This window comes from Methanobrevibacter sp., assembly GCF_017427765.1.
In the GTDB taxonomy this organism is placed as follows: Archaea; Methanobacteriota; Methanobacteria; order Methanobacteriales; family Methanobacteriaceae; genus Methanocatella.
This window is the reverse complement of the sequence record NZ_JAFRSC010000023.1, coordinates 40,853-58,912: the sequence shown is the minus strand read 5'-3', so window position 1 is coordinate 58,912 and position 18,060 is coordinate 40,853. Positions and strand designations below refer to the sequence as shown.

General features: G+C 34.5%; 8 protein-coding genes. 7 read left to right on the top strand and 1 reads right to left on the bottom strand.

From position 1 onward, the window contains the following. Positions 1-75: 75 nt before the first annotated feature. The 5 genes from IJL02_RS06750 (at position 76) to IJL02_RS06730 (ending at position 6,129) form a co-directional block, all read left to right on the top strand. Positions 76-465, top strand: a complete 390-nt coding sequence (locus IJL02_RS06750; protein ID WP_292813661.1) for a hypothetical protein — start codon at positions 76-78, stop codon at positions 463-465. A gap of 103 nt (positions 466-568) precedes the next feature. Then, positions 569-1,387, top strand: a complete 819-nt coding sequence (locus IJL02_RS06745) for a DUF368 domain-containing protein (RefSeq protein ID WP_292813744.1) — start codon at positions 569-571, stop codon at positions 1,385-1,387. A 45-nt stretch (positions 1,388-1,432) separates the two neighbouring features. Then, positions 1,433-4,024: a DEAD/DEAH box helicase gene (locus tag IJL02_RS06740; protein ID WP_292813658.1), complete on the top strand. Its 2,592-nt coding sequence runs from the start codon at positions 1,433-1,435 to the stop codon at positions 4,022-4,024. Between the two features lie 6 nt (positions 4,025-4,030). Further along, the gene (locus IJL02_RS06735) at positions 4,031-5,629 is read left to right on the top strand and encodes a helicase HerA-like domain-containing protein (RefSeq protein WP_292813655.1); all 1,599 of its coding nucleotides are present in this window, start codon (positions 4,031-4,033) and stop codon (positions 5,627-5,629) included. Between the two features lie 8 nt (positions 5,630-5,637). Further along, on the top strand, positions 5,638-6,129 hold the full coding sequence (locus tag IJL02_RS06730; protein WP_292813650.1) for a hypothetical protein: 492 nt from the start codon (positions 5,638-5,640) through the stop codon (positions 6,127-6,129). Here IJL02_RS06730 and IJL02_RS06725 read toward each other — a convergent pair. Further along, positions 6,119-6,538: a DUF123 domain-containing protein gene (locus tag IJL02_RS06725; protein WP_292813647.1), complete on the bottom strand. Its 420-nt coding sequence runs from the start codon at positions 6,536-6,538 to the stop codon at positions 6,119-6,121. The genes IJL02_RS06730 and IJL02_RS06725 overlap by 11 nt on opposite strands. Positions 6,539-6,623: 85 nt before the next feature. Here IJL02_RS06725 and IJL02_RS06720 point away from each other — a divergent pair, with 85 nt between their 5' ends. After that, on the top strand, positions 6,624-11,246 hold the full coding sequence (locus IJL02_RS06720; RefSeq protein ID WP_292813643.1) for a C1 family peptidase: 4,623 nt from the start codon (positions 6,624-6,626) through the stop codon (positions 11,244-11,246). A gap of 371 nt (positions 11,247-11,617) precedes the next feature. Continuing rightward, positions 11,618-17,998, top strand: a complete 6,381-nt coding sequence (locus IJL02_RS06715; RefSeq protein WP_292813638.1) for an Ig-like domain repeat protein — start codon at positions 11,618-11,620, stop codon at positions 17,996-17,998. Positions 17,999-18,060 lie beyond the last annotated feature (62 nt).

The window sequence follows — 18,060 nt, the reverse complement described above, 5'->3', positions numbered from 1 at the left end:
AATATGAATTCCAAAATAGAAAATAAGAAAAAATTTTCCAAAAAGGAATTATTATTGATAAGTTTACTTTGTTTTATGAAATCGGAAATTAAAACAGATCAATTGATACTGGACTCTGCTATAATGATAACTAATATTCCTGATTTGAATTCAGAGATTGGGCAATTTGTAAAAGGAGTAATATTATTATTATGCGATAAATTTGTTAAAAATGAATCATTGAATAAAGTAATTTCAAATTTGGTTGGTGGAAACATGAAAATTGTTGAAGATTATGCTCAAAGAAAAGTGGATGAAGCAAATTTAGAATTTCAAAAGGTATTGCGAGCAAAGGATGATGAATTAATTAAATCAAAACGAAATATTGTAATTAACTTGGATAATGAGGGTTTTACAATTTCGGATATTGCAAAAATTGCTGATGTCAGTCTGGACTTTGTTAATGAAACATTATCCAAACAATAATCTATTTATTAACTATTGACCAATATTATAATAATTACTTTTAGGTGATAATTTGAATTTTAATCTTAAAGAATCTATTTTAATATTTATACGTGGACTGTTAATGGGGTCTGCTGATATTGTTCCTGGAGTTTCCGGAGGAACAATAGCATTAATTACAGGAATTTACGGTCATTTAATTGAAGCTATCAGTAAAATCAAATTTGGATTTGTAAAACCTCTTTTTAAAGGGGACATCCGTGGATTTATAGATGGATTGTTTGATGAAATAGAGTTCAGGTTTTTCATACCTCTTGTTTTAGGTATTGGGGTTGCATTTTTAACACTTGCTAAAGTTGTGACCTTTTGTATGGAAGTATATCCTGCCTGGACGTATTCATTTTTCTTAGGTCTGATTATAGCTTCAGCAGTAATTCTGTTTAAAAAACTGGACAAGATAAGCTTAAAAACTGTTTTATTTGCAGTAATAGGTTTAATTTTAACTTATGTATTTGTAAGTCTAAATCCGATTGCTGCTAATCATTCCCTGCCAATTTTATTTATTTCAGGCATGATAGCTATCTGTGCAATGATTTTGCCTGGAATTTCAGGATCATTTTTATTGTTGCTTTTAGGCCAATATAAATACATGTTAAATGCTCTTCACACATTAAACTTTGTTGAAATCATTGTTTTTGTTGTTGGTGCATTAATCGGAATTTTAGGATTTTCAAAAATCCTGAATTACCTGCTTAAAAACCACGAAGAGATAACAATGGCGTTTCTCATTGGTGTGATGCTTGGGTCACTTAAGGTTCCGGGCGTTGAGATTATCAATTCCGTAAGCGTTAACTTTGCAGGTCTGTTCCCATGCGTTCTTGTTGCAGTGGTTGGTTTTGCTTTAATAATTATTTTGGAAACTAGATTCGACTACATGGAGTAGTCGGATTTAAAAACTTATTAACAACTAATAATATAATTAAAAACAATGCTAGTTTTAAAAAAGGTAAAAAAACAGTGGAGATTATATCCGATAGGTTCGCCGAAAGGTGCGCTAAATCACAAAAGGGTTCCTGAGTTTGTTGGAAACATTAAATTCAGCCATGAGGGAGACTCACTTTCTATTTCCAGATTTATTGCGGATTATAATTTCAATGACAACTCCACTTTAAATGAAAAACTGCTTCCTCCTTCTGAAGTTATCAAACTGCTGCGCTCACAGGCAGTATTTCTGGCAACAAAGGATGAAAAAGTTGAAAGATTTCTAAAATCCCTAAACATTAAGGTCAGACACACTCAGGTTTGTGACTTCTGTGCATTTGAGGGAAATATTACTATTGTAAATTCATCTTATTCATATAAACACAACAATCAGTTAATATGTAAGGATTGCGCTCACGATACGATAAGAGAGGAGCTGAAGCTTCAGGGATTTGACACGGCAATTTTCAGAAACCTTGAAAAGACACTGGAGAAAACCGGAAGCTTGGAGGAGACATTATCAATATTATCTCCTCACTTTGATCCGTTAAAAAACAGAAACCTTACATTATTTGATAAAACCAAAAAATCAAAGCATATCATCCCGCCAATTGATATGAAACGTTTAAAGATAAATAAGGACTTTAAAAAGGTGCTTCTTGATTCGGGAAACACCAAACTTCTGCCGGTTCAGTATCTGGCCATTAAGGAAGGCCTTCTGAAAGGTGAAGACCTGCTGGTTGTAAGTGCAACAGGATCTGGAAAAACTTTAGTTGGTGAGCTTGCAGGTATCACGGAAGCTCTTAAAGGCAAAAAATTTGTCTTTTTAACCCCTCTTGTGGCACTGGCCAACCAGAAATATCGGGATTTTAAAAGGAAATACTCAAAACTTGGTTTGAAAGTCGCAATTAAAGTCGGAAGAAATCGTGTAAAGGCAAAAGGCGAACTCAATCTGCCTGACAGTGATGTTTCAAAATCAGATATTGTCGTTGCAACATATGAGGGAATCGACTATCTTTTAAGAAACGGCAATTCATCATCACTTTCAAACTTGGGTGTTGTTTTAATAGATGAAATTCACATGATTGATGATGAGGACCGTGGAACACGCCTTAACGGTTTGATAAAACGTTTAAAGTTATTATATCCCAAAACTCAAATTATAGGACTGTCAGCAACTGTCAAAAACCCCGAATTTTTAGCATCTGAATTCAACATGAAGCTTGTTAAGTATGATGAGCGTCCGGTTCCTTTGGAAAGGCATCTTGTTTATGTCAGAAACGAGTCACAAAAACGCCACATCATGCAGAAGCTGGTTCAAAGGGAATTCAATACAAAGTCCAAAAAGGGCTTCAGGGGCCAAACCATAATATTTACGAATTCCAGACGTAAAACCCATCAGATTGCCAATTTTTTAACTAATAAAAGGGTCAATGCTCGAGCTTATCATGCAGGTCTTTCATATTATAAAAAGGAAAAGATAGAAAAGGACTTTGATAAGGGTAAGATTTCCTGTGTCGTTACAACCGCAGCTCTTGCAGCAGGTGTTGATTTTCCTGCTTCTCAGGTAATATTTGACTCTCTGGTGATGGGAAACAAATGGATCAATCCCAATGAGTTTTCACAAATGCTCGGCCGTGCTGGAAGGCCTTCATATCATGACAGAGGTATTGTTTATCTTCTTCCTGAAGTTGGAAATGATTTTGTAGGAGAGTCCGAAGAGGCAATGGCACTGGACCTTCTTGAAAGCAACAGCGAAGATGTATATATTGAATATGATGAGGAATCCGCATATGAACAGATTCTTGCAGATATTTCATCAACTGCGGTTAACTCAACAGATGAGCTTAATAGATTTTATAAAAACATTGATGTGCCAGTAAGTATAAAGATAGCTATTGATGAGATGTGCGATTTGGACCTGATTGATAAAAGTCCAAACAACAGACTTGAAGTTACAAGGTATGGCAGGGCAACATCAGTGTCATTTTTATCAATTGAAGATGCCGAGTTCATTAAAAATACTTTAAATGACTATAACTATCTTAAAAGGTATGTTGGACTTTCTCCAATGTATAAGAAAAAGGATAAGTATGACAAGCTCAAAGTATTGATTTTGGCAATGGGGCTTGATTTGGAGATGTTTGAAAATGCATATCTTTCAAGCGTAATTCACAATCAGATTGCAAATGCCTTAAAGATTAAGTTCTCAACAAGGCTTTTTGCAGAATCCACTTTGGATATCATCTCTTCCGGGGAAGCAATAGAAAAGGTTGACAAGAAATTCCAGGATGCACTGATTGCACTTCAAAGCGATTTCATGCAGTGCAGATGCCAGGACAGGCCGTTTTGTGCATGCATGCAGAGAGGAATATCCGAAGTGATTATCCATGAGCGACTGAAGGGACGTGATCCTCAGGACATATCAAATAAACTGTTTAGAAAGTATCAGATTCAAGTCTATCCTGGAGATATATTTTCCTGGCTGGACAATTTCGTAAAAAACTTGGATGCAATCAAAAGAATTGCAAAAGCTTACAGACGACAGAATATTGTCAAAAAAACTAACTGGTTAATTAAAAAAATAGAAAACGGGTGAAAAACAATGTATGCAGAAGATAAAATACTGATTGGATGTAATGAAAATGAGAACGTGTTCCTGCTTCCTAAATTGGCTAACCGTCACGGTTTAATAGCAGGTGCAACAGGAACCGGTAAGACAATAACACTTAAAACATTGGCAGAATCCTTTTCGGATTTGGGAGTTCCTGTATTTTTGGCTGATATGAAAGGAGACATTTCTGGTCTTGCAAAAGTAGGTTCTGAAAATGAAAAAATCAAAACCAATGTTGAAAAATACGGTCTTTTGGAAAAAGGATTCAAATATCAGGCATATCCTGTTGAATTCTGGGATCTGTTCGGTCAGAAAGGATTGCCTATAAGAGTTACATTATCTGAAATGGGTCCGGTTTTACTTTCAAAAATTTTAAACCTGTCCGAAGCACAGCAAGGCGTATTAAATATTGTATTTAGAGTCGCCGATGAAGAATCACTTTTGATTATTGACTTAAAAGACTTAAAATCAATGATTAATCATGTGGTTGAAAATAAGGATAAATATGAAAGTCAATATGGTGCAATTGCCGAGAAATCAGCAAATACAATCCTAAGAAACCTGCTTACATTGGAAGATCAGGGTGGAAACGACTTTTTCGGAGAACCTGCACTTGATTTAAATGACTTCATGAAAGTAGATGATAACGGAAAAGGAATCATTAACATTTTGGATGCTCAAAAATTATCCCTTTCACCTGAATTATACTCCACATTCCTGCTTTGGATGCTTTCCGAGCTATTTGAAAACCTGCCTGAAGTAGGAGACATGGACAAACCTAAATTCGTATTCTTCTTTGACGAGGCACATTTATTGTTTGATGACATGCCTGCAGAATTCGGCAAAAAAATTGAACAGATTGTTCGTCTGATAAGATCAAAAGGAGTAGGACTTTATTTCATCTCACAGTCACCTGCCGATATTCCTGATGAAATTTTAGCCCAGCTTGGAAACAGAATCCAGCATGCGCTTCATGCATACACTCCTAAAGATCAAAAGGCAGTAAAAGTGGCTGCAGAAACGTTCCGTCCAAACCCTAACTTCAACACTTCCGATGTAATATCAGAACTCGGAATAGGACAGGCTTTGGTTTCTGTTTTGGATGAACAGGGTGTTCCGGGAATTGTCGAAAAGGTAGACATCGTTCCGCCACAAAGTTATATTGGAGCTATTGATGATTCAATGAGGTCTGAGCTGATTAATTTATCAGAGCTCAAGTCAAAATACTGGGATGCTGTAGATCCGTTATCTGCTTATGAAATGCTACTTGAAAAAATAGAATCAAATCCTAATATTGAAAGTGAAGTGCCTCATGAGGATATTGAAATCATAGAGGAAGTCAAGGCTCAGGAATCTCAGGCAGAACCTGTCAGTGAAGAGCCTCAGCAGGCTCCAGCACAAGGTGCAGAATCTGTTTTGGGCGATATTTTAGGAACAGTTTTAGGTGGAGGTCAGACTGCAGGCGGTAAAAAGGCTAAAAAATCAGATGCTCAAAAAATGGCTGAAAAGGCAGCTACACAGGCAATGAACACTGCTGCACGTGAAGTTACAAAAGGAATCATGAGAGGAATCTTCGGACAGATGAAATAGGTGGTATAATGGCTCATCCGCATGTAAATGCAATAGAAAATATGAATGCCTCCTCCTTAATCAAGGTCATTGAAGAGTCAAAAATGACTTATGTAAGAGAAAACTTAAGCATTTTCCTTCATGAGTCTCAAATCAAACTCCTGAAACAGGTCAAAAAGCATGAGAAACCTCATCACAAAAGGATTCGCATTAAGCAGTTTGAAAAAGCCGAAAAGAATGACCTGTTTAACCTTCATTTGGATTTATATTTAAAAAAATATCAGAAACTGGCTAGAAAAGGACTAATCGTAATCGATGAGTCTCCCGAAAACGGTCTTGCCTATGACTGCAGCTTAACCGATGAGGGTATTTCTGTTTTAGATGAAATTTCCAAATTGGAGAGCGAATGGGAAAGTGTTGTTGGAATCTGTGATGATGATTTGAATGTCTTGAAAAATCTGGCTTTAAATTCATTTGAAATTTCATATAAGCACAAGAAAAAACAGGGATTCATTTTCTAAAGAATTCATAATCCATAGCTATTGAATCATATGCATTTTCAACGCATTCAATAGCTTCATTTTTTGTTTTAAAATAATAAAGGTGGCTTTCACAATCACAGTCAGAGCACCCGAAGTCCCTGATGCCCTCTGCTTGAGTGGATAAGTATTGTGACAGCTCACATTCTACCTTTTTGTTTTTGTTATAGATTATTTCTGTAATTTTCCCTTTTTTTAATAGGTAATCAATATGCCAATGCAGCTTTTTTTCGTCACTTAAATGTCTGTTTAATCTTGATTCAAGTGAATTCATGGCTGAGCCCACATAAACATAATAACCTTTTTTGAAATTGATTTTGCCTAATCTTTTACCAATCTTTATCTCGTTTGCTTGATTCAAATGGATTATCAGACAGTAACAGCCTTTCATGATATGAACTTCTTTTAGTGTTTACTTAATTTTTTATATAATTTAATACATAAATATACATTATTAAAACTTTTGAGGGATAAAATTGTCAAAAATAGTTAACAAATTCATTTTATTCTTTTCACTGGTTGTCCTATTGATGATTATTCCGGCATCCTTTGCTTCTGGTGGTGATGCAGGACTATCTCTAGACCAATCATCAGATATTGACAATTCTGCAATTTCTGTAAGTGAAAATGATATTTTAAAGCAGTCAGTTGATATTTATTTTGATGCATCAGTTGAAAATGATGGTATTGGGACTTTAGACAGTCCATATAAGTATTTAAAAAAAGAAAGAATATTGAATAATTCAAATATTCACCTTGCAAATGGTGAATACGAACTGAAAGATACATCAATAGTTGATGGCGTAAATATTATAGGTGATATGGATAGTACGATAGTTTCATATCATGATGTAGGATTTGTATTTAATAAAACCGTAACAATTAAGAATGTCACTTTCATTGATTGTTCAATTGTTAATCGTGGATCCCTTACAGCAACCAATTCTGTTTTTTCAGGTGGTACTGCTGTACCTGATGGATATGGTGATTATTGGGGTGGAGCAATTTTCAGTGATATGGATTCTGCTTTAACTATTGACGGGTGTATGTTTATTGACAATAATGCAACATGGGGCGGTGCCATTTATATGGTCTATGGTAATCTGGATGTCTATGATTCAATTTTCATTGCAAACACTGCATACAGTTATGGTGGTGCCATTGCATGTGATTATAATTGTAAGGTAAAAATTTCAAAATCCAAGTTTTATAACTCCACATCCATTGATGATGCGGGTGGTGCAATTTATTTAAAATCCTGCGAGTTTACAGGCAGTGATTTGGAAATAATAAATTCCGCTGCAACTTTTGGAGGAGCAATAACTACCCTAAACTCTACAGTTAGTTTAAGCAATATTGAATGTGTCGATAGTGCTGCAAAATGGGATGGCGGAGCAATCTATCATATGTACGGTGATTTTACCCTTAAAGGTTCTACATTTACTGGTAATCAGGCATTAAATGGCGGATCACTGTTTATTGTCAATTCTCAATCCCTCACAATTGAAAACAATTATTTCAATGATAATAATGCGTCATGTGCAGGAGCGGTTTACAGCCTTTTAAATTCATTAAATGCACCTCTGGAAAACAATAAGTATTTGGGAAATACAGCCAGAATATATGATGATTTTTACATAACTGATGAGTTTAATCTAAACATTGGAAACGGAAATTATACAATGTTTAAAGTTGCTCCAGTTGTTGTTGATAAGTTGCCAAGCAGATACAGTTTGGTTGATGAAGGATATGTCACCAGTGTTAAAGACCAGAAAAAAGGAGGTAACTGTTGGGCATTTGCGGCAATGGCTGCTTTGGAGTCATGTATTTTGAAGGCAGCCAATGTTACATATGACTTTTCTGAAGAAAATCTGAAAAATCTGATGTGTTTATACTCCAATTATGGATGGGCTGAGGATACCAACGATGGGGGATATCCTTATATGTCATGGGGATACCTTTCAAGCTGGTTAGGTCCTGTAAATGATGCTGATGATGAATACAATTCTATGTCCACTTTATCCCCTGTATTTAACAGCATTGTTCATGTCCAAAACATATTGGTTCTGGATTGTGAAAGCTTAACTTTACATGATGAAATAAAGCAAGCTTTAATGAAATATGGTGCAGTTGTATCTTCAATGTTTTGGGATTGGGGTGAGGATTATTATAATAAGGAAACACATGCATTTTATTGTGATTATGATTATAATACGACTAATCATGCCATAACCATTGTCGGATGGGATGACACTTACAGTAAAAATAACTTTAATAGCACTCCTGAAGGTGATGGTGCATGGATTATAAAAAACAGTTGGGGTACAGATGAAGAGGACGACGGTTTTTTCTATATTTCATATTATGATAAATGTTTTGCATTTGACCTTGAAAGGACTTATACCTTCATTTTAAATGATACAGTTAGATTTGATAAGAATTATCAGTATGATATTGCAGGTAAAACAGTTGATATCTGCTATCCGGATTTATCTAATGTGATGTATAAAAATGTATTCACATCAACAGACAATGAATTTTTGGCTGCAGTTTCAACATACTTTTATACATTAACAAACTGGACAGTTGCCATTAATGTCAATAATGAATTTAAAGCTTTTAAATCAGGAACTTCCAATCCAGGTTATTATACTATTAATTTGGATGATTGGGTACCAATTAAAAAAGGAGATGTTTTTGAAGTAATTTTTAACATTACATGTGATGGTGATGCATATTTTCCGATTTCTGAAAGTTATGAATTAAATAATGACATTTATTCTCCTGGAATGTCATATTCAAGTTGGGATGGTGGTGAAACATGGGATGATTTATATGATAGTGATTTATCCGATGAATATGAGATGGTTCTTTCAGTTGCTTGCATTAAAGCTTTCACTATCTTAGATTCTATTGGAACTTCTTTAATCCTGAATATTCAGCATGATTTCAAAAATACTATTAATATCACTGCCACTGTAACTGATGAGGATGGCAATTTAGTGGAACATGGACAGGTTACATTTAATTTGGATGGCATAAATTATGTCCTGGATATTACAGATGGTAATGCAGGCATGCAATATTCGTTTAAAGGTGATTCCAGATATGTTTCCGCTTCTTTCAACGGTCAGGGTTATTCTTCATCATTTGCCGAAACAATAGTTGATTTTTCAAAAACAAAAGTTGATTTTGATTTAGAAATATCTCAGGCATTGTATGATGCCACTTTAGACATAACATGTTCAAACAAGATAAATGAAACAGTGATAATCAGCATAAACGGCAATCCTTCACAATACAGACTGGTAAACGGTAAAGCTAATTATAAATTATCCGGTCTTTCAAACGGCCTTTACAATGTCAGAATTGCACTTCCTGCAAGTTCAATTTATCAAAGCGATGGAGTAACTGACTCTTTTGTTGTTGATGTCAGCAAAACACAAATCATTGCATCTGATTTGACCTTCTTTGATAAGGATGGGGGAATGCTGAATATCACATTGATTGACAGCAATAAAAATCCTTTAGCAGGTTCATTGGTTAATGTTGATGTGGGAGGTTATTCATTCAGCGGTTTCAGTGATGAGAATGGTCAGTATGTCATTCCGATTTTCCTAACTGCAGGAGACTATGTCTGCAGTATCACATATGACGGCGACAATAATCATATAAAATCAGATGCAAAGGTAAATGTCAATGTTAAGAAATTCGAAAAAATGAATTCAACTGTATTGCTTAATATAGGTGATGCCAAACTTGGTGAGGATTTAACAATCGATATCAGCGTTTTAAATGCAACCGGTCAGGTGCTTTTCATGTTTGACGGGTTTAGCGCATATCTGGATTTGGAAGACGGTCAAACAGGCTGCATTATTGAAGAGATTTCTTCAGGCATTCATATTGTTGATGTTGTTTATCTGGGTGATGATTACTATAAACCTTCACACAATAACGCATCATTTGAAGTCCTTAAAAAGGCAAATCATATTGATATAATCGTTAGCGAACCTAAAATTGGTGTAAATACTCGCATTGATGTTGAAATTCCTGATGCAACCGGTGAAGTATCCATTTTTGTTGATAATATCTGTTATAAAAAAGAACTTGATGGCGGTAAGGCTAGTTTAAATGTGGAAAGTCTTGCAGTTGGAGACCATGACGTTATTGTTGTCTATATGGGCGATGAAAATTATTATTCTGCTTATGCAACCAAACATATTCCCGCCACTGCGTTGAATAGTGTATTTACAGACATAACAGTTTCAGGTGTTGGAGTCATTACTGCTACCTTAAAAGACAGCAATAAAAAGCCGATTGCCAATGCGGATATAAAATACAGCGTAAACGGCAAGGTGTCTTACACAAAATCTGATAAAAATGGTGTTGTAACCATTAATGCAGATTCCAATACTGTTGTTGTGATTGATTATGAGGGTAGCGATGTGGCATTGCCAACAGAATCTGTAATTACCTTAAAAGATCTCATCAAGCCTAGAGCTGCAACAGCAATCAACGCTCAGGACTACTATTCCTATTCCATTGACTACCATGCAGGTGAACGTGGAGGATACTTTGAAGTCAAATTGGTTGATGCTTCAGGTAAAGCCATTTCGGCAAAACCGGTTAAAATAGGATTCAACGGTGTTGTATATAATACCACAACTGATAGTGCAGGTTGGGCAAGACTGCAGATTAACCTGGCAAATGAGGGAACATACACTTTTGCAGTCGCATTTTTAGGCGATGACGACTATCAGGGTGCATTTACAGTTAAAAAAATCATCGTAACCAAGAAAACAACCAGTATAAGTGCCCCTGCCAAATCATTCAAGGCATCTGCAAAAACCAAATCTTATACTGTAACTTTAAAAACCATTCCGGGGTCATCCATTGACGGTAAAACCTATCTCAAGAATGGTAAAACAGTTAAAATTACAGTAAATGGTAAAACATACTCCGCTAAAACAAATGCCAACGGACAGGCTACCTTCAATTTAAACATCAATAAAAAAGGTACCTACACAGCAACCGTAAACTTTGCAGGTGACAATTCCTACAAGGCTTCAAAAGCAACAACAAAAATAACAATCAACTAGGGAGATTAATTCTCTCTAACTTTTTTTATTTAATTTTTTTCAAATTAACTTGAAAAGTTTATATAATTTGATTCATATAAATACTTAACATGTTTTTATATTTTATCTAAATGATGCAAGAATGCCATGACCTCTTAAAGGTCGTGGATGAATTGCATGAATGGGATTGAGATTAGTTTGCAAATGCTCTCTCTTTAAATTAAAATATTATTGTAATTTAATTACTATATAACAATCACATAATGATTGTTGAACCGATGGTTCCGCGGGGATTGCCTAGAAAAGACTCAATTAACCTATTGAGTAAAAAACAAAATCTAGGAATCCTCACTTTCTACAAGGTGAGGTTGTTCAACAAATAGGTTGGTATTATGAAGTCAAATGAAAAATTTATAATATTTTTGGCATTTTTAATATTTATAATAAGTATTGGAAGTGCATATGCTAATGATTTGGATAATGCGAATGCTACAGTTAGTGTTGATAAATCATTAGATATTGAATTGGATGATATAAGTGAACAGTCAAATGAAATAACTGTTGAAAATTGGGATGATTTACAGTATTATTGTTCATTAAACGATAAAGATTATGTATTGAAATTAAAAGAGAATACAAGTTTCTATCCTACAGATCCAAAAGATAACTCTTATAAAATTCAAGTTAACAACAATGTAACTATTTTGGGTAGTTCTGGTGCTTATTTTGGAGATGTATCTCCCAATGCCCGACCAATTAGTTATCTTGCCATAAATGTTCCTGAAAATTCAGGCATAGGCATAACCCTTAAGGGAATTACATTTAAATGGATTTCAACAGAGTACCAACCTAATGCATTATTTTTGGTGATGGGTGGAAATGCAAACAATCTAATTGAAAACTGTTACTTTACAAATTCCACTTTAGACGGAGGCCATTCATCTCTTGTTCAAATTATGAGAGGAAAAGCTAGTGTTGTAAACTGTACATTTACAAACATCACATCTGATTTTGGATGTTTAAGTGTATATGATCCAAAAGATGACCCTACCAAAACATGTACGGGTGCTTCAATGGAAGTAGTTGATTCATACTTTGAAGGTAACTATGCAAGAACTGAACCTGGATGTATTAACAACTGCGGCATACTTGTAGTTAGAAATTCAACATTCTATAAAAATTCAGCATTCTGGTGGGCAGGTGCAATACATACTCATGGAGGTGCCAATACCACTATATATGATTCCAATTTCACAGATAATCTTGCCGGTTGGAATGGTGGTGCACTATATACCTATAGTTACCTGCAGATTTATAATACAATATTTAAAGGCAATAACTGTACAACAAATAATGGTGGTGGTGCAATAGGTGCAACCAAATATTTGCATGCTCCATACATATATGTTAAAGATTCTCTGTTTGAGGATAATGAGAACTTATGTTGGGATTTATCTGAACTGTCAACTACTGGTACTGGTAGGGGTGGTGCAATATCTCTTATGGATGAAGGTGGTCTTACTGTATTGAATACTACTTTCATTAAAAACAGCGCTTCTATAGGTACTGCAATTTGTGCTATTGCTCAGGGTTCTTATGGTTCTCCTGATGTGAATATTATAGGTAACAGGTTTATTAACCATACTCGGGCAGGTGATGTTTTAGTAGTCAATTTGGCTTATGGTTCTAAATGTGTAATTGAAGACAATTATTATTTGGGCAATTCAATAGAATTTTCAAAACTCAGACTTTCTGCTGATGAACGTGTAGGTGATGAGGTAACATTACATATTGATGCCAGTTTAAAAAATCCTGACTACTATGATTCTGACATTTTAGAGAAATCTTCCTATGATGTTTACCTTGACGGAGCATATTTCAAGACAGTAAATTCAACTGATTTTGCACTAAATTTAAAAAACATTGAAAAAGCCCAAGTTTATGTAGTTCCATCTATATCAATCAGTAAAAGTAATGAGGTTTCTGTTGGTTTACCTAAAGAGTATATTTATGTCTCACAAAAATATGGTAATGACAGCAATGACGGTCGCTCCAGACAGGCTCCGGTGTCAACTTTAACCAAGGCATGCCAAATTGCAAGGACATCTCAAAATATTTTAATAATGGACGGGAAATTTTCAGATGTGGGCATCAACATTGATTATAACTTGACAATTGTCGGTGAAGACAATGCAGTCATTTCATCAAAAGGCAATATATTTAATGTTACGGGTGCAGATTTTATTTTGAAAAATTTAACTTTTGAAGAAAATGTGATGTCTTCAACTTCCAATGGGCTCATCAAACAGAGCGGTGGAATTTTAGAAATTGAGAAATGTATTTTCAAAAGCAATTCCTTAGATGCCCTCATTGAGTCAGATAATATTGAAGTTAAAGAGTCAGTCTTTGCTGATAATACTGGAGTTTTAATAAATTCCAATAAATATTTAATTGAATCATCAACATTTGACGGCAATACCGCTAATCTGGGTACAAATGTGGGGTCTCTTATCACTTCAAATGAGGCTTTAAGTTCTAAAGTCTATAATTCAACATTTTCAAATAATGTTATAAAAGACGGATGTATTCAGTATAACGTTAAAAAGGGAAATCAGATTATTCTAACAGTTCTTGAGTGCAGTTTTGTAAATAACACTGCAAGCTATTCACAGGTATCTCAGATTTCATCTGCATGTATTTATATGCCTAAAGAAGGATTGCTTGATGTTAAATCAACATTATTTGTAAACAATTCCGGTAGAGGCACATATTCTTCTGTTATTCTGACAGCCGCTGAGACACATGTGTCAGATTCAGTATTTTTAGGAAATTCATTTGGAAATTCAAACAGGGCATTGATTAATGCAAAATCAAGTTCTGCTTTAAAGAGAATTTACTGCAGTGGGAACTGGTGGGGAAATAATCAGGACAACTATAATGTGGCTCCACAAATCCATTCATCTTCAAATTGTGATAACTGGATATTTTTAAACGCCTCTGCAAATACCACTTCTCTTTTACAGGATGAAAAAGCATTGGTAAGCTTTAATTTAAATAATGCTTATACAAAATCAGGAGAGGTAACCTATTGGAATGTGGGTAATTTACCGGATATTGCTCTTGATATTTCTGCTGTTGGAGGAACATCCTCTGATAAAAAGCTGGTTTTAGTTAATGGAATGGCTCAAAGCGTATTTACACTAAAAGACATCGAAGGTCAGATGATTGCATCATGTTATAATGTAGATGACATTATTAATTTCAAGGAAGCTAAAATCAAACCTGATATGAAAGTTTCAGTCAATAATATTTCAGTTGAGGATGATGAGATAATTACTGTCATTTTACCTGACAATGCAACAGGTGATTTAATTTTAAATTTAACTTCCGGTAATATAACAATAAATAAGAAAGTAAACAGTTCAAATACAATCTTTACTTTACCTGATTTGCCTGCTGATAACTATTGTGGATTTGTAGAATATTCTGGTGATGACAACTATTTTGCATCCAAACAGAATATACAATTTGAGGTAAATAAGTACAATTCAACTACCAAAATATCTGTTGGCCAAATTGAACTTGGAGATGATGTTGTATTAACAATCAATGTTTTACCTGCCGTTACAGGAAATATTACATTGATAATCAATAATAAACCTGAAAACATAAATCTCACAGAATCTAAAGCAAATTATACAATTAATGCAATTTCAAAAGGAGATTATGAGATTGAAGCTATTTATAATGGAAATTACAAATACCTTTCAAGCCGTGATACTCTTAAATTTGATGTCGGAAAAATTGATTCAAACATCTCTGCAAGCGTAAAAAACATTGTCTATGGTCAGGATGCTATAATTGAAGTTAGCTTGGATGAGCGTGCAAAAGGTAATGTTACCGCAAGAGTCGATGGAAAAAATAAAACTTCAAGTGTTAATAATGGAAAAGCCATAATTAACATTTCCATGCTGAATGCAGGTGAAAAGGAAGTCTACATTGACTATAGTGGGGATGATAATTTCAATCCGAATAACTGCACAACATCATTTAATGTATCCAAAGCCGGCACAACATTAATCATTAATGTAAATGATATAATGATCGGTCAGGATGAAAACGTTGAAATAAGCGTTTTAAGTGGTGTTGATGGAACTATAACCATTGACTGGGATGGTAAAATTACTTTAAAATCAATTCCCCGTACCGGTAAGGTCACTTTGATATTATCTGACCTGTCTGTTGGCAAACATAATGTTTCAGCTATTCTCAACAGTACTAATTATGAAACCATTGATAATTCTACAAACTTCATTGTTTCAGATTATAAAACTCCAGTCTGGCCAAATGAAGGTTATGATATTCAAAACAGAGGAAAATCACCGTATGATGTAGATTCAAACGGAGTTATTTTATGGAATTATGCAGCAGACGGAAAAATCATTGGAAATCTCGCAATCGATTGTGATGGTAATATTTATCTAATTACTGGTGAGGGAGTATATTCTATAGACAGTAATGGAAAATACAGATGGAACTATAGCAATTCAGGTAACGGCAATATTTCGGGTATTGCAATAAGTCGTGATTTGATTATAGCTCCTGAATCCGGAAATGCCATTTATTTCATTAATCAAAGTTCTGGAATTAAATTCGGAAAATCAAATATTTATCAGGGATCAAGCTTATTTGCGCCAATTGTTGATTTGAATGCAAATATTTATGTTTCAAGTGAATTCCAGTATCAAAGTGAAGATTATAAACTGGTTTTAATTCCGTATAAACTTTGGGAAAATGGTGGAAATCCAACCTTAATCAGTTTAGGCGATTCTGAACCGGTATCTTCACCGGTTATTGTAAATGAAAACATGGCTGTAGTTCCATGCGAAAATGGTTTAAAGATAATTGATTTAAAAAATAAGGTGATGTTATCCAGTATTAACGGAGACACTCATGGCATTAAGCCTATTGTTGGTTCTGGTAATATGATTTATGCAGTTTTGGATGATTCAATTGCCGAGCTCACTCCTAATGGAAATATTATATGGAAAACTAAAATCACAGGTGGTGCCGGCAACTATATGGCTTTGGATGATGAAATGGGAGTATATCTAATCAATTCCCTGGGAAATCTTTATAGATATGATTTAGCCAATGGGGATGAGTCCTTAGTTTCAAATTTAAACTTCACTTCAGGTATTCTAATCGGAAATGACGGCAATGTTTATGTTGGTTTAAAAGATGCGTTTTACGCATTTACCGGTGATGGAAATCTTCTGTGGAAAACTAATATTGGTGGGGAAGTGATTGGAAGTCCGATTGCGGGTAATGATGGAATTATTTATTTAACCACTCAAAATAATGTTTATGCTTTATCTAAAGGTGATTTAAAAGATGTTAATTTAACCATATCAGTTAAAGATATTAATTGTGGTGATATTGAAATAATTAATATTACAATCGATAATGATGCTACAGGCAATATTACTGTTGAGGTTACATCAGGCTCTTATAAAAACATATCAACTTTAAATGGAAGTGATGTTTCTGTTCCTCTTTATAATTTGGGTGCTGGAAATTACACTGTTAAGGTTAGCTATTTCGGGGATTTAAGATATAAATCCGCTAATAAGACTTCATATTTCAATGTCAATAAGAATAGTGTTGTGATTAATTTATCATGTGTGGATATGGGACAAACAGCTAATGTTACTGTTAATCTGCCATCTGATGCCCGTGGAAATGTACTTGTTAGGTATGGGGATAATAATATTACATTGCCTTTGGATGATAACGGCAGTGTGAGTTTTATTGTTGAAAAAACAGGCAGAAGCATGAGGGTAGATGTAATTTATCCTGGTGATGATAAGTATGATTCAGCCAATGAAACAATATTCATTAACTCTACAGCTAAAAAAAGTGAATTTGGAAATTTAATTGTTTCAGGTACTGGTTTGATTACAGCATCTCTCTTTGACAGTGATAAAAAACCTATTTCAAATGCAAATATCACCTATAAAGTAAATGGTGTTGATTTTAAAACAAATACTGATGAATACGGTAAACTTAGTGTCAATGGTAGTTCAAATTCTGTTGTAAGCATATTCTACTTGGGAAATGAAGACATATTGCCGACCAACACAACTTTAACTTTAAAAGACCTTAGAAAACCTAGAGTCACAACAGTTATCAATGCTGAGGATTATAACACTTATGCAATTGACTATAATGGCGGTGAACGTGGAGGATACTTTGAAGTGATTTTGACCGATGGATCTAAACCTATTTCAAATAAACCGGTTAAAATAGGGTTCAACGGTAAAGTATATAATACTACAACTGATGAAAAAGGTTTAGCCAGACTGCAGATTAACCTGGCCAATGCGGGAACATACACTTTTGCCGTTGCATTTTTAGGTGACGATGACTATGTAGGGGCATTTGCGGTTCAAAAAATTACAGTAACCAAAAAAACAACCAGCATTTCTGCACCTGCTAAGACATTCAAGGCATCTGCAAAGACAAAATCATATACTGTGACTTTAAAAACCATTCCAGGTTCATCCATTGATGGCAAAACATACCTCAAGGAAGGCAAAAAGGTTACTATAACTGTTGGCGGTAAAACATATTCAGCAAAAACAAATGCTAAAGGAGAAGCTACTTTCAAGTTAAGCATAACTAAAAAAGGCACTTACACCGCAACAGTGAACTTTGCAGGCGATAACACTTACCAATCCTCAAAAGCAACTGCTAAAATTAAAATTAACTAGAGAAGATCTTTTCTTCTCTTAAAATTCTTTTATTATATCTTTTTTTTCAATTTTCTAATGGT